The following is a 13,709-nucleotide window of genomic DNA, read 5'->3' as shown; positions in this document are numbered from 1 at the left end:
TCCAGGCTCTGGCCAGGCCCCCGGCAGATCTCCGCGATCCACGGGAGCCATCGGCGACGGCGGATGGCTCATGGAAGCGGCGGGACTGCCGGGGACTGTCGTGTGTTCCGGCGGTGTGTTCCGGCGGTGTGTTCCGGCGGTGTCCTCGCCCTAGCGCGCGAGGCCTTCGAGGGGCCGCGGCGCGTGCGCCGCGTCCAGCACCGCGGCGACGGCCTGCGCGAGCCGCGGGATCCGGTGCCCGGCTATCCCGGCGATGTTGATCCGGCCCGAGGTGGTGCCGTAGACGGCGTGCCCGTGGCGCAGTTCGAGCATCTGCTCCGCCGTGAGCGGCAGCATCGAGAACATGCCCTTCTGGCGGTCGAGTGCACGGGCCTGCGGGTCGTGGCCCAGAGCCCTCAGGTGGGTCGTCAGGTCGGCCCGGTTGGCCGTGATCCTGCCCCGCATGACCTCCAGCTCCGCCCGCCACAGCGACCGCAGCCCGTCGTCCTCCAGGATCGTCGCCACGACGGCGGCGCCGTGCTCGGGCGGCATGGAGTACAGCGTCCGGGCCGCGTTCTGCAGGGCCGTCTCGGCGTGCCCCAGTGCCCGGGCGGACGTGCCGAGCACGATGGCGCAGCCCGTGCGGTCGCTGTAGAGCCCGAAGTTCTTCGAACAGCTGACGGCGATCAGCATCTCGGGCACGCGTGCGGCCAGGATGCGCGTGGGCAGCAGGTCGGCCTCCAGGCCGTCGCCGAGCCCGTGGTAGGCGAGGTCGACGAACGGAACCCAGCCGTCGCGCGCGGCGCGTTCGGCCAGCGCCTCCCAGGCGTCCAGCGTGGGGTCGGCTCCGGTCGGGTTGTGGCAGCAGCCCTGGAGCAGGACCACGTCGTCGCGCCGCGCCGCGCTCAGTTCCCGCAGTACGCCCTCCGCGTCGAAGCCGCCCTCGGCGTCGCGCCAGCCGAAGGTACGGACCTCGAGCCCGGCGGCCTCCAGGATGGGCCGGTGGTTGACGTAGGCCGGGTCGCTGATCCACACCGTGGTGCCCGGGCGGGTCCGGCGGATCAGGTCGGCCAGCAGCCGCAGCGCGCCGGAGCCGGCGACGGTCTGGACGGTCACGGCCCGGTCGGCCGGCGCCTCGGGCCCCAGGACCATCGCCTGCATCGCGCGGTTGAAGGCGGTGCTGCCGGAGAGCCCGCGGTACTCCTTGGACTCGGCCCGCTCCGCCAGGCGGATCTCCGCCTCGCGGACGGCCGTCATCACGGGCGTGCGGCCCGTGTGGTCGCGGTAGACGCCGAGGACGAGGTTGAGGCGTTCGGGCCGCTCGTCGGCGGCGAACTCGGCGGTCAGGTCCCACAGCGGGTCGGTGGGCGGCGGCGGGAGGAGCTCAAGCATGTGCGGGAACCTTGGGTCGTGGGCGTCGGTTGGCGAGGACGACGCCGGCGGTGATGAGGGGGACGCCGATGAGCACGGCGAGGCCGGGTGTCTCCCCGAGCAGGGGGATGGCCAGCAGGACGACGGCCACGGGGCTGAGGCTGCCGCCGACGGAGCTGCGCTCCGCGCCGAGCCTGCGGATGGCGACCGCGTACAGCAGGCCGGCGCAGAGGCCGACTCCGAGCCCCTGTACGACGAGGAACAGGGCGATGTCGGCGCCCGCGGCGTGCGCGAGGCCGGTCGGGAGCACGCCGGTCAGGACCAGGACCCCGACGATCGCGAAGGAGGGCAGGCACAGCAGGCCGATCGATCCGACGGGGTCGAGGGCGACGTCGCGCAGGCCCACGGTGTACAGGGCCCACAGGCCGCTGGCCACCAGGAGCGTGCCGGCCCCCTCCAGGACGTCCGCGTCCACCGGGACGACGTAGCGCCAGACCAGGGCGGCGACGCCGACCGCGATCAGCGTGAGCCCGGCCGCCTGCGTTCCCCGCGGGGCGCCGTGCCCGCGGGCGACCATCAGCGCGGAGACGAACAGCGGGACCATCCCGGGGACGATCGAGCCCACGAAGGCCGCCGAGGTCAGGGCGCCGCCGTGCATGGCCGCCAGGAAGAACGGCACCCCGGCACCGCAGACGATCTTCAGGGCGGGGCCGGGCCGGACCGCCGCGATGCTGTGGCGGCGCCGCCACAGCGCGGGGAGCAGGACGACGAGCGGGACGCCGAAGCGCAGCAGTGCGGCGTCGGCCGGCAGCAGGGTGGAGGTGCTCAGGGCCCGGGCGCTGAGCGCGAAGGCGGCCCAGATCGACACGGTCACCAGCAGGGCCAGGACGCCCTCGGTCTGCGGGGAGAGCCTGCGCCGGCCCGTCTGCGGGGAGAGCCTGCGCCGACCGGGGTGTCCGGTCGGCGGGCCCGCCGTGTGGGGAGGCGCGGTCGCCCCGGGGATGTGCGTTGCGACCACGGTCGTTGCTCCAGCCTTACGAGACCGGACCGGTCTGGTCCGTTCCCGGGCAACGCTAGGGCTTCGGCCGGGGCAGCCGATTGCCAGTTCTGCCGCTCGGACATACGTTTGGGGCAGGATCTGCCAAGAACCGCCGATGATCCGTCGAGGAGTGGCCATGGACGCAGTCGATCTGCAGATCATCCGGGAATTGCAGGCCGACGGGCGCCTGTCCAACCAGGACCTGGCCGACCGCGTCCGGCTCTCCCCGTCGCCCTGCCTGCGCCGGGTCCGGCGCCTGGAGGAGGCGGGTCTGATCCGCGGCTACACGGCCATGGTCGACCAGGTCGCCTTCGGGCTCCCGGTGACCGTCTTCGTCCGGATCCGGCTCGAGCGCCACACGGCGGAGGCGGTCCGGATCTTCGAGGAGCACGTCGCGGTCATCGAGCACATCCAGGACTGCTACCTGATGGCGGGCAGCAGCGACTACCTGCTGCGCGTGGTCATCGAGGACCTGGAGGCGTACGAGGCCCTGGTGCGCCACCGGATCCACGCCATCCCCGGCATCGCCTCGATCGAGTCGAGCTTCGCGTACGGCAGCGTCAAGCAGTCCCGTACCTACCCCCGCCCCTCCCCCCGGTCCTCCCCGAGGGCCTCAGCTCAGCGATGAGCCGGACGGGACGACGACCCCGTACAGATCGGCGATCGTCGCGAGCGCGGCGTGGTGGACCTGTTCGGCGGTCAGGTCGGCGACCGCCGTGCCCAGGGGCCGGGTCGCGCAGGCGTCGGCGACCACGGTGGGCTGGTTGCCGCGCAGGAACGCGCCTTCCGCGGTGAAGGCCACGCACATGTGGGTCATGAAGCCGATGACGATGACGTTCTTGTTGCCCGCGGCGTCGACGTGTTCGCCCAGGTCGGTCTCGACGAAGGCGTTGGGGACCGTCTTGACCACGACGGTTTCGCCCTCGACGGGAGCCACGCCGGGGTGGATCCGGCCGATCTCGTCCCGTATGTCGTACGGGGTCCCCACGCCGCCGTCGTTCACGACGTGGATGACCGTCGTGCCGGCCTCCCGGGCCCTGGCCAGCAGCGCGGCGGCGGAGTCGAGGGCGGCCTGCCAGCCCGCCAGCTCCATCACGCCGCGGGTGTAGGTGTTCTGGTAGTCGACCAGGATCAGCGTCGCGTCGGCCAGCGAGGCCGGAGTCCGATCGAGGCCGCTGAGCTCGCGCAGGGTGGTCGAAGGCATGGAAGTACCGTCCTCGGAAGTCGCATTGGAAGATCCGGGCCGCTGGCCGGCGGCCTCGTATGGAACGCTATGACCCACCGGACGTGTCGGCAATGTCATGTGACTTGCAGATACGGACATCGCCTGAGCCTGCCGAACGGAGACCAGTTGAGCCCCGTCAGACGATTCGTCGTCATCGTCCTCTTCGACGGCGTCGACCTGCTGGACGTCACCGGACCGCCGGAGGTGTTCGCCCTGCTGCGGCGCGAGACGGGCGAGGCGACGGGCTACGACGTCGTCCTGGCCGCCGAGACCATGGACCCCGTCACCACCTCCGCCGGGGTGCGCATCCTTCCCGACACGACCTTCCAGGAGGTCGCGGGGAGGAGCATCGACACCCTCCTGGTGCCCGGCGCGGTCGAACTCGACGCCGAGGGCCGCGTGCGCGCCGTGAGCGACCCCGCCGTCGTCAGCCGGGTGAAGGCGCTCGCCGGGCAGGCCCGGCGCGTCGCCTCCGTCTGCGTGGGGGCCCACATCCTCGCGGAGGCCGGCCTGCTGGACGGCAGGCGCGCCACGACCCACTGGTCGACCGCGCGGCAACTCGCCGCCGAGCACCCCCGGGTCGAGGTCGACGCCGATCCGATCTTCATCCGCGACCAGGACGTGTGGACGGGCGCGGGCATCAGCGCCTGCCTCGACCTGTCACTGGCCCTCGTGGCCGACGACTTCGGCGAGGCCGTCGCGCTGCGCATCGCCCGGCAGCTGGTGATGTACCTGAAGCGGCCCAGCGGGCAGAGCCAGTTCAGCGTCCCGCTCGAACCCGTCTCGACGACGCGCCGCGTCGAGGACCTGCGCCACCACATCACCCGCAACATCGCCGAGCAGCTCACGGTCACCGACCTCGCCGCGCACGCCCACGTGAGCGAGCGGCAGCTGACCCGGATCTTCAAGACGGAACTGGGCATGACCCCGGCGGCCTACATCGAATCCGCCCGCGTCGAAGTCGCGCGCAACCAGCTCGAATCCACGGACGCCACCCTCGAACGCGTCGCGTCCGCCTGCGGCTTCAACACGACCGACACCCTCATCCGGGCGTTCCGCCGGCAGCTCGACACGACGCCGACGGAATACCGCAACCGATTCCGGTCGTCCTCGTAGCCCCTGCCTAGTCCGCGGCCTCGACGGCCGCCGCGAAGGCCGCGTAGGCCTTTTCGTCGAAGAGCACGAACCTCACCTCGTCCACCTCCGTCCGGGCCGCCCTTACGGTCTCCACGGCGATCCGCGCGCCGTCGTCCATGGGCCACCCGTAGATCCCGGTGGAGATGGCCGGGAAGGCGACCGTACGGGCTCCCAGCTCGTCGGCGACCCGCAGGGATTCCCGGTAGCAGGAGGCCAGCAGCTCGGAGCGGTCGTCCTCGCGCGACCAGACCGGGCCGACGGTGTGGATGACGTGCTCCGCCGGGAGCCGCCCGGCGGTGGTGGCGACGGCCTTGCCCGTCGGCAGGCCCTTGCCGTAGTGCGAGCGGCGCAGGTCCTCGCAGGCGGCGAGGATCTCCGGGCCGCCGCGCCGGTGGATGGCGCCGTCGACCCCGCCGCCGCCGAGCAGGGAGGAGTTGGCGGCGTTGACGATCGCGTCGGCCTTCTCGGCGGTGATGTCGCCGCGGACCAGGGTGATGCGGACCATCAGGAGCCCTTTCGCAGGTGGCGCCACACGGCCTTGGCGGCGTTGTGGCCGGACATGCCGTGCACCCCGGGGCCGGGCGGGGTGGCCGAGGAGCACAGGAAGACCGCCGGGTGGGCCGTCGTGTACGGGGAGAGCGTGAGCTTGGGGCGCAGCATGAGTTGGAGTCCCGACGCCGCGCCGCAGGCGATGTCCCCGCCGACGTAGTTGGGGTTGCGGGCGGCGAGCTCGGGCGGGCCGGCCGTGGCGCGGGCCAGGACCAGGTCGCGGAAGCCCGGTGCGAAGCGCTCCAGTTGGCGCTCGACGGCGTCGGTGAGGTCGCCGTGCCAGCCCTTGGGCACGTGGCCGTACGCCCAGAACACGTGCTTGCCCTCGGGTGCGCGGCCGGGGTCGACGAGGCTGGGCTGGGAGGTGATGAGGAAGGGCGTACGGGGAGCCCGGCCCCCCGAGGCCAGCTGCAGGGCGGCGTCGATGTCGCGGGTGCGCGGGCCGATCTGGACGGTCCCGGCCCGGCGCGGCTCCTCGGCGGTCCACGGGACGGGGCCGTCGAGCGCGTAGTCGATCTTGTACACGGCGGCGCCGTACCGGTAGCCGTCGTAGGCGCGGCCCAGGCGGGCGATGCGGGCCAGCGCGGTCGGCGAGGTGTCGAAGACGTAGGCGCGGGCGGGCGGGAGGTCGTCGAGCCGTTTGACCTCGAAACCGGTGTGGACGGCGGCGCCGAGGTCGCGCAGGTACGCCGCGAGGGCGTCGGAGATCGACTGCGAGCCGCCGCGCGGCATCGGCCAGCCGTTCGCGTGCGCGGCCAGCGCGAAGATCAGGCCGACGGCGCTGGTGGCGATCCCGTCGAGCGGCGCGATGACGTGCGCCACCAGCCCGGCGAACAGCGCACGGGCCCGCTCGTCGCGGAAGCGGCGCAGGAGCCAGGTGGAGGGCGGCAGCCCGGCGAGCCCGAAGCGGGCCAGGGTGACGGGGTCGCGGGGCAGGGCCGTACCGGGCAGCGACATGAAGTCCCGGGCCAGGGTGTCCCACTTGCCGAGGAACGGCTCGACGAGGCGCCGGTACGTGCCGGCGTCGCGCGGGCCGAAGGACGCCGCCGTCTCGGCGACCGAGCGGGACAGGACCGCTGCCGTGCCGTCGTCGAAGGGGTGCGCCATGGGCAGCGGGGGGTGCAGCCACTCCAGCCCGTACCGCTTCAGCGGCATCGTCGCGAAGACCGGCGAGCCCACGCCGAGCGGGTGCACCGCCGAGCAGGGGTCGTGGCGGAAGCCGGGGAGGGTGAGCTCCTCGGTCCGCGCCCCGCCGCCGACCGTGTCCGCGGCTTCGAAGAGGGCCACCGAGAAGCCCCGCCGGGCCAGTTCGACGGCGGCCGTCAGCCCGTTGGGCCCCGCCCCCACCACGACCGCATCGAGAATCGACGGCACTTGCGACTCCTTCGTCCGGCGGCGCCACCGCCCCCAGGATATTCCGGCTTGCCGCGGACTTAGCCCCTCAGCAGGTCGCGGATGCGGACGGTGGTGGCCTCGTCCCGTCCGACGGCGAACGGCAGCGCGTTGTCCCGGTCCACCCGGAAGGGGACCCCGTCGACGGTGCTCTGCGCCCCGCCGGCCTCCGCGACCAGCAGCAGCCCCGCCGCATGGTCCCAGGCCGAGGGCCAGGTGAAGGCCAGGCCGTCCATCTCGCCGCGGGCCACCTTCAGGTACTCCAGACCGGCCGATCCGCAGGGCCTGGCCGCCACGCCCGGCACGTCCAGGCGGCCGAGGGTCCGCTTGTCCTCCCCGGAGGTGTACAGCGGGTGCGCCATGGCGACCCGCAGGTCGGCGCCCGGCTCGGGCGAGCCGCTGCGGATCCGCTCTCCGTTGACGTACGCGCCCTGCCCGCGCACGGCGGTCGCCAGCTCCTCCAGGGCCGGGGCGAAGGTCCACGAAGCGAGGATCTCCCCGCGCTGGGCCAGTGCCACCAAGGTGCAGAAGGCCGGGTCGCCGGAGACGAACTGCCGGGTGCCGTCGACCGGGTCCACGATCCACACCGGGGCGTCGGCGCGCAGCGCCCCGTACACGGTCGGGTCGGCGTGCACGGCCTCCTCGCCGACCACGGCCGAGCCGGGGAGCAGCCGCTGGAGGGACGCGGTGAGGTGTTCCTCGGCCCTGCGGTCGGCGACCGTCACCAGGTCGTGCGGGCCGCTCTTCTCGTCGACCTCGTGCTCGGCGAGCTGCCGGAATCTCGGCATGATCTCGATCGCCGCCGCCTTGCGGACGGCCTCTTCCACGTCGGACAGGCCATGGGTAAGGAACTCATCGATCATGCACCCATCACATCACGCCCGACCGGCAAACCCCACCGACAATCCCCGACGGACGGCTGGACTCGGGATGTACCGGGGGTGAACCGGGCCGGCGCCGGGGCCGGGCCTGCCCGGCCTGCCGGGCTACGGGGAGCGCGCCCTACGCGTCCGTACGCCCCACGCCCTCCGGCCGCGCCGCGGGCCGCGCGATCCCGTCAGGCTGCCAGAGGCCCGCCAGCGGTCCCGTGATCCGGTCCAGCCGTCGCCGGCGCGGCCCCCGCCGTACCGGGAGCGGACGGTCGGGCAGCAGGATCACACCGCTCTCGGTCCGGAAGCCGATGCGCGTGTCGGAGAGCCGCCACCCGGAGCGCTCGAAGACCAGCGCGAGGGTCGTCCGCACCTGCAGGTCCGCGAAGCCGGCGCCGGGGCACCGCCGCCTTCCGATCCCGAAGGGCAGGAACGCGAACGGGGAAGGACGGAAGTCCGTCCAGCGCTCCGGCCGGAACCGGCCGGGATCGGGGAAGACCTCCGGGTTCCGGTGCTCCAACAGCGGCGAGACGAACACCACCGCGCCCGCGGGCGCGACGGCCGAACCGCCGAGGCGGACTTCGCGGAGCGCGCGGCGCGGCAGCGAGAGGGCCACCGACGGGAGCATCCGCTGGGTCTCCTTGACGACGGCGTCCAGGCCGTCCGGCAGGAGGTCGGGACGGCTCATGGACGTCAGCGTCGACCAGATCATGGCGCTCGCCGTGGTCTCGTACCCCGCCGCGAACAGGCCGTGCAGCTCGCCCGCGATCTCCGCGGTGGTGAGCCGGCCGCCCTCCTCGTCGACCGCGTGGCACAGCACCGACAGGGCGTCCCACTTCGGCGGCTCCTGCCGCCTCTGCTCGATGAGAGCGGCCAGCCGGAGGTGGGCGCTCTCGACCCGGCCGGCCCAGCGGCCGTAGGGCGTCCACGTCCGGTACGACCGGAACATGATCACGGAGGGTCGGAACATGGAGTTCAGCAGGTCGGTGATGTCACCGGCGAGCCGCAGGTTGCGCGGGGTGGGTTCCAGGCCGAGGAGGCAGACGAGCATGTTCATCCTGGCGATGTGGCGGTACTCCGCCACGAGGTCGAACGGGCCGGCGCCGGCGTCGGCGAACCTCGACCCTTCGAACGTGTCCTCGAAGACGCTCCGGTAGACCTCCATCAGGTTGCCGTGGAACGCCGGCGCGATCAGCTTCCGGCGACGGCGGTGGTCCTGGCCCGTGGCGGTGAGGACCGTGTCGAACATGCCGGACCAGCTCTGTCCGCCGGGCAGCGAGAAGATGCCGCCGTCCGCACGCTGGAACGCCTCCCCGTCGGTGAAGAACGTCCGTACGGCCTCCTGGCCGCGGGCGACCATGAGGGCGCCGTCACGGCCGCTCACGGGGGTGAGGCCTTCGGAGGCCAGCGGCGCGACCCGGCCGAGCAGGTAGCGCGCCGGGTTGCGCAGGAACCTGACGTAGTTGACCAGGCGGTTGCCGGACGGGCCGGCGATGTCGGCGCGAAGCGAGGTGTCCAACATGCGTTCCACTAGCACTCCTCGGGGCTCCTTTCGGTCCCCGTCGCCGGGAACCGCCGTGCCGAGGCCTGCGGGTCGCCTCACACGGTGGCGCCAGAGTGGCCGGGCAGCGCGCGCGGAATGAAGGACACTTGTCCCCTCCTTGCACGGCACCGGTGTGCAACCATCGTCGGCGTCCCACCCGTTGAGCATGACCGGGCGGTCTGTGTGGCTACTGATTCAGAGGTCCGCCGCCTCGCGGACCGGGAGCAACTGACCAGCACGACCATCAGGTACATGGTCGGCAACCTCGAGTGGTCCGGGCCGGTGTTCCAGGCCATGACCTTGTTCGTCAGCTCGGTCTTCGACCCGTACGGCGGCAGCGGAAACACGATCGTGCTGTTCCTGGCTTTCGCGCACCTCGCGTTCGTACCGTTCTACCTCCGCGGATACGGCCCGCTGGCCCGCGGCGGCTGGTGGACGATCGGCTATCCGGTCCAGGCCCTGCTGATCAACGCGCTGCTCATGGCCATGTCCGAACCGGGGACGTTCGGGGAGTCGATCCTGTGCGTACCGGGATGCAACTACTCCGCCCCGATGTGGCTGTTCCTCGCCTACTACCCCTGGCCGTGGGGAAGACTGGTGCGATGGCGACGGGCGGCGGAGGCGGCCGCGCTCGCCGGATACTTCTCGTACTTCCTGCTCCTGGCGTACGTGAACAACGGCGGGCTCGCACGGGCGCACGTGGTGTCGGCCGCCGTCTCCGCGATGTGGCTGTCCGTCGGGTTCATCCTCGGCATGGCCATCAGCAAGATGTGCATGGCCGCGGCGGAGAAGCAGATCGAGGTCCAGCAGCAGAACTTCGCCGAGTTCTTCGACTTCCTCCACTCCCATGTGAAGTCGGGAATCGCGTCCATCAGAGCCGACGTGGCCGATCCGCCCCGGGTCCACGAGAAGCTCGACGAGCTCGAAGTGGCGGTCAGCAACTACCGGATCGAGCTGCTCCTGACCCGCGAGCAGGTACCGCTCGCCGCCTTGCTCAGCGAACGGATCCGTACGTTCTCCGGGGTGCTGCGCATCGCCTCCACCCCGCGCGTCGGTCCTGCCTCCGTCGGCCGCCCGATCGGTGTCCTGGTGGGACGGGCCCTCGGCGACCTGCTGTCCAACTCGGCGAAGTACGGGGCGACCGCGGTGGACATCGCGTGCGACCTCACCCGGAGCCGCATCTTGATCGAGGTGGCGGACGACGGCCCGGGGCTGCCCGAGGGGGTGCTGGACGACGAGTCGCGCAGTCTCAACCACCTGCGCGGCGCCGCCCGGTCACTCGGCGGCGAACTGACCGCGCGCCCCGGCGCGGACGGGACGGGCACGGTCATGCAACTGGACGTTCCACTGCAGAGCAAGAGGACCTCGTCATGAATCAGGGCCTGCGGATCCTCCTCGTGGAGGACTCCGATCTGTTGGCAGGTGCGGTGAGCCGGGAGCTCGAGCGGGAGTACGGACATACGGTGACGGCCGTCCGCGACCCCTTGGACCTGGACACGATGCTGGCCGCGGAGCATTTCGACGCGGCCGTCGTCGACCTGCTCTACGAGCACCTGAACAGGGACTTCGACGCACTCAGGCTGTCCGGACGGCTCCGGGTGCGCGGCGACGCGCTGCTGGTCAGCGGACTGACCGCGGTCCGCACCCTGAACGCCCGCCGCCCGGCGCCGGTACCGACCGTGGTCTGGACGTCGGGCGAGGCGAACCGGCGGCTCCACCTGCTCTACGCCTACCAGAACCTCGGCGTGCGCAGCTACTGCTCCAAGAGCCCGGGGACCGGGCGCCTCGACACCCTCGAGACGGCGGTGCGGGAAGCCGCGGCCGGCCGCTACCACGTCGATCCCGTCCTCAACCCCTATCTGCCGTCCGACCGAGCCCGGTCGACCAGCGGGATCCTCTTCCAGGAGGAGAACAAGAGGGCCATCTGGCGGGCCATCGCGCTGGGTGCGCCCACCCGGGAGGAGATCGGGCGGCTGGCCGGCTACGCGCCGCGCACGGTGGGGCGGCTCATTCCCGAAATGTACTCGGCCCTCAGGGAGTTCGACATCGGCCTCGCGGAGAGCCGGACGCCCTTCGTCGACCTGGTCCGCTACGTGGCGGGGAACTGGCAGTTCTTCCTGGACGAGGCCGTCCGGGCCGAATACCCCTGACTCGGCGGGCGAGGGACATCTGTCCTGGCCCGTCCGGGGCCGTGATCGACACCCTGTAGGTGCACGGGAATCCGATCACACCAAGGAGCAATGCAGTGAACTTCCGTTCCCTCTCCCGCTTCCTCTCCCGCTTCCTCTCCGGCCCGGTCCGCGCGTGCCGTCAGGGGGCACGGCGAACGTCGGCCTGGGCGGTGCGCCGCCGCGGCGTGGTGGCGCACCAGTTCCTCCGGGGCGCCTCCTACGGGGCCGGCACCACGGTGGTCGGCCTGGCTGCCTGGTGGTTCCGTGCCCGGTACGGCGGCTGACCCCACTTTCCCGGGACGTGCCCCGGGTCACCTGCGCACCCGGCGCAGGACTCGACGCAGTCGGCGGAGCAGCTGTCGGACCAGCTGCCGAAGCGTCCTGCCGGGCCTCGGCGCTCCGCTCCGGGGCGTGACCAAGGGCTCCTCGGGCATGAGGAAGCGGCGGTAGCGGGCATCGGGCGTCACCAGCGAGCAGAAGGGGGTGTCCCCCATGTCCTCCACGAGGACCGTGAGCGGCTGCGGCGGGTCGGTGGGCAGCTCCGCGTGCAGCACCGTGCCGTTCCTGGCGGGCTTGCGCTGGTAGGCGACCACCTTGCCGTCCACCAGGACCTCGATCTCACGCCCCGGCCATTCGAGGAGAACGGAGACGGAGTGCCCCTCCAGATCCACGTGGAAACGATGCATGCGGGCCATCGACCGGCCTCCGAAGGGCGAAAGGTGTTCCACAGGGCCTGTGTGCGGCGACTGTCCGGCCCGCCACGGGATAAACCCGCACCGGGGAGGCAAGTCGTCATCGTGCCTTGGTGACCGGGGGGAGGAAGTCGCCCAGGAGCGTGCGGTGCCACCGGGCCCGGGTCCTTCGCCGTTCGCTCCGGTCGGTGAACGCGTAGCGGTAGAGGCGGGCGCGGATGCAGGCGGGTGGAGAGGCCGGGAAGGGATTGTCCCGCAGCAGTTTGAGCGTGGCCCGGTCGTTTTCGAGGAGGAGTCCGACGAACGCCCCGAACCAGGGCCGCGCGTACCCGGGGGAGATCGCCGCGAACCACATCAGCCAGTCGAGCCGCAGGTGGTACGGGGCCACCTGCGGCGGCAGCCGGCGGGGGTCGCCCGGCTTGCCCTTGAACCCGTACTCCTTCCACACCGTCTCGTCGGTGATCTCCTGCTCGTCGGTGCCCTCGATCACCACCTCGTGCCGGATGCGGCCGACGCTGCCGAAGGCGCCGTAGGTGTTGACCAGGTGGAGCGGGTTGAAGGACGTGTTCATCACCTGCTGCCGCGACAGCAGGTTCCGGACCGGCCAGTAACTGAGGAGGGCCACCACCACGGTCACCGCCAGCACGATGCCCTGGTACCAGGCCGGTGGGGCGGCGAAGGCGGGCGGCCCGGGCAGCGGCAGGACTGCGGCGGCCAGGGCCCCGTCGACCGCGGTGAGGGCGAGCAGCATGGCCAGCCAGTTGAGCCAGGCGAAGTTGCCCGACGCCACGAGCCACAGCTGCGTCACGACGATGACGCCGGCGGCCGCGCTCGCGGCCGGTTGCGGTGCGAACAGGACCACGGGGACCACGAGCTGCGCACAGTGGTTCGCGGCGGTCTCGGCCCGGTGCAGCGGTCTGGGCAGGCGGTGGAAGAGCCGGCTGAGCGGGCCGGGCATCGGCTGGGTCTCATGGTGGTAGTACAGGCAGGTCAGGTCGCGCCAGCACGGGTCGCCGCGCATCTTGATCATCCCGGCGCCGAACTCCAGACGGAACAGCAGCCAGCGCAGCATCCACAGCACCAGGACCGGGGGCGCCGTGTGCTCGTTCCCCAGAAAGATCGCCAGGAAGCCCGCTTCCAGCAGCAGCGACTCCCACATGAAGGCGTACCAGGTCTGCCCGACATTCACGATCGACACGTACAGGGCCCACAGGAGGGCCCACAGCAGCATGGAAGCCCACAACGGCACCCGGTCGGCCGCTCCGGCCACCAGGGCGGCGGAGAGCGCCACACCCGTCCACGCGACGATCGCGAAGAACCGGTCCGAGTAGTGGAGGTGGAAGATGCTGGGCGACCGGCGGAAGGGCACGGCCGCCACGAAGCGCGGCACGGGCTGCATGCCGCGCTCACCGATGAGCGCCCGGAACTGGTTGGCGGAGCTCAGGAAGGCGACGAGGTACAACGCGGCCAAGCCCCGCTGGAAGATCAGTCTTCCCAGCCAGTAACCGTCGTCGGTGAACCACTCCACAGCAGCCCTCCCGCCTTCGCCCTGGCGCCTGCCCGTGGATCGAGCAGTTCATTCCGGCGGGCTGAGCAGGTCACAGGAGGACCCCGTCCGGATGTCGCGCATGCGTTCGATTTCATGGCGAAGGCCCTGTCCGTCAGAGCGCTATGCCCGCATTGCGCGGATAGTCTGTGAAGTGTGATCGAGTCTGGACGGCCACGGCTCCGTAGGCGCCCCG

General features: G+C 71.9%; 14 protein-coding genes. 5 read left to right on the top strand and 9 right to left on the bottom strand.

What is annotated here, in order from left to right:
- Positions 1-150: 150 nt before the first annotated feature.
- Positions 151-1,371 carry an aromatic amino acid transaminase gene (locus ACIPUC_RS16295; RefSeq protein WP_446590016.1) on the bottom strand — a complete coding sequence of 407 codons (1,221 nt, stop codon included), beginning with the start codon at positions 1,369-1,371 and terminating at the stop codon, positions 151-153.
- Positions 1,364-2,368: a DMT family transporter gene (locus ACIPUC_RS16290; protein WP_446590015.1), complete on the bottom strand. Its 1,005-nt coding sequence runs from the start codon at positions 2,366-2,368 to the stop codon at positions 1,364-1,366. Before ACIPUC_RS16290 ends, ACIPUC_RS16295 begins: the two co-directional genes overlap by 8 nt.
- Before the next feature lie 157 nt (positions 2,369-2,525).
- Here ACIPUC_RS16290 and ACIPUC_RS16285 point away from each other — a divergent pair, with 157 nt between their 5' ends.
- The gene (locus tag ACIPUC_RS16285; RefSeq protein ID WP_446590014.1) at positions 2,526-3,017 is read left to right on the top strand and encodes an Lrp/AsnC family transcriptional regulator; all 492 of its coding nucleotides are present in this window, start codon (positions 2,526-2,528) and stop codon (positions 3,015-3,017) included.
- On the opposite strand, the gene ACIPUC_RS16280 is transcribed toward ACIPUC_RS16285, so the two are convergent.
- On the bottom strand, positions 3,003-3,593 hold the full coding sequence (locus tag ACIPUC_RS16280) for an isochorismatase family protein (RefSeq protein WP_446590013.1): 591 nt from the start codon (positions 3,591-3,593) through the stop codon (positions 3,003-3,005). The two genes, ACIPUC_RS16285 and ACIPUC_RS16280, sit on opposite strands and share 15 nt — an antisense overlap.
- Positions 3,594-3,740: 147 nt before the next feature.
- On the opposite strand from ACIPUC_RS16280, the gene ACIPUC_RS16275 reads away from it, so the two are divergent.
- Entirely contained in the window at positions 3,741-4,730 is a 990-nt protein-coding gene (locus ACIPUC_RS16275; protein WP_446590012.1) for a GlxA family transcriptional regulator, read from the top strand.
- Between the two features lie 7 nt (positions 4,731-4,737).
- Here ACIPUC_RS16275 and ACIPUC_RS16270 read toward each other — a convergent pair whose 3' ends face one another.
- The 4 genes from ACIPUC_RS16270 to ACIPUC_RS16255 form a co-directional block, all read right to left on the bottom strand.
- Complete coding sequence (locus ACIPUC_RS16270) at positions 4,738-5,256, bottom strand: O-acetyl-ADP-ribose deacetylase (protein ID WP_446590011.1); 519 nt, start codon at positions 5,254-5,256, stop codon at positions 4,738-4,740.
- Positions 5,256-6,674: a phytoene desaturase family protein gene (locus ACIPUC_RS16265; protein WP_446590010.1), complete on the bottom strand. Its 1,419-nt coding sequence runs from the start codon at positions 6,672-6,674 to the stop codon at positions 5,256-5,258. Before ACIPUC_RS16265 ends, ACIPUC_RS16270 begins: the two co-directional genes overlap by 1 nt.
- A 59-nt stretch (positions 6,675-6,733) precedes the next feature.
- Positions 6,734-7,555 (bottom strand): inositol monophosphatase family protein, encoded by an 822-nt coding sequence (locus tag ACIPUC_RS16260; RefSeq protein ID WP_446590008.1) that lies wholly within the window; start codon positions 7,553-7,555, stop codon positions 6,734-6,736.
- 139 nt (positions 7,556-7,694) lie between these two features.
- Positions 7,695-9,083, bottom strand: coding sequence for a cytochrome P450 (locus ACIPUC_RS16255; RefSeq protein WP_446590437.1), 1,389 nt, complete (start codon positions 9,081-9,083; stop codon positions 7,695-7,697).
- Between the two features lie 204 nt (positions 9,084-9,287).
- Here ACIPUC_RS16255 and ACIPUC_RS16250 point away from each other — a divergent pair, with 204 nt between their 5' ends.
- From ACIPUC_RS16250 to ACIPUC_RS16240, 3 genes are all read left to right on the top strand, one after another.
- Positions 9,288-10,478 (top strand): ATP-binding protein, encoded by a 1,191-nt coding sequence (locus ACIPUC_RS16250; RefSeq protein ID WP_446590007.1) that lies wholly within the window; start codon positions 9,288-9,290, stop codon positions 10,476-10,478.
- The gene (locus ACIPUC_RS16245) at positions 10,475-11,254 is read left to right on the top strand and encodes a hypothetical protein (protein WP_446590006.1); all 780 of its coding nucleotides are present in this window, start codon (positions 10,475-10,477) and stop codon (positions 11,252-11,254) included. Before ACIPUC_RS16250 ends, ACIPUC_RS16245 begins: the two co-directional genes overlap by 4 nt.
- 95 nt (positions 11,255-11,349) lie before the next feature.
- Positions 11,350-11,559 carry a hypothetical protein gene (locus tag ACIPUC_RS16240; protein ID WP_446590005.1) on the top strand — a complete coding sequence of 70 codons (210 nt, stop codon included), beginning with the start codon at positions 11,350-11,352 and terminating at the stop codon, positions 11,557-11,559.
- Between the two features lie 27 nt (positions 11,560-11,586).
- On the opposite strand, the gene ACIPUC_RS16235 is transcribed toward ACIPUC_RS16240, so the two are convergent.
- Positions 11,587-11,970, bottom strand: a complete 384-nt coding sequence (locus ACIPUC_RS16235; protein WP_446590003.1) for a hypothetical protein — start codon at positions 11,968-11,970, stop codon at positions 11,587-11,589.
- Positions 11,971-12,067: 97 nt separating this feature from the next.
- Positions 12,068-13,495, bottom strand: coding sequence for a lipase maturation factor family protein (locus ACIPUC_RS16230; RefSeq protein ID WP_446590002.1), 1,428 nt, complete (start codon positions 13,493-13,495; stop codon positions 12,068-12,070).
- Positions 13,496-13,709 lie beyond the last annotated feature (214 nt).

The organism is Streptomyces sp. LARHCF249, assembly GCF_052871255.1.
Note: the sequence above shows the minus strand (reverse complement) of the source record. Positions and strands in the feature narration are given on the sequence as shown.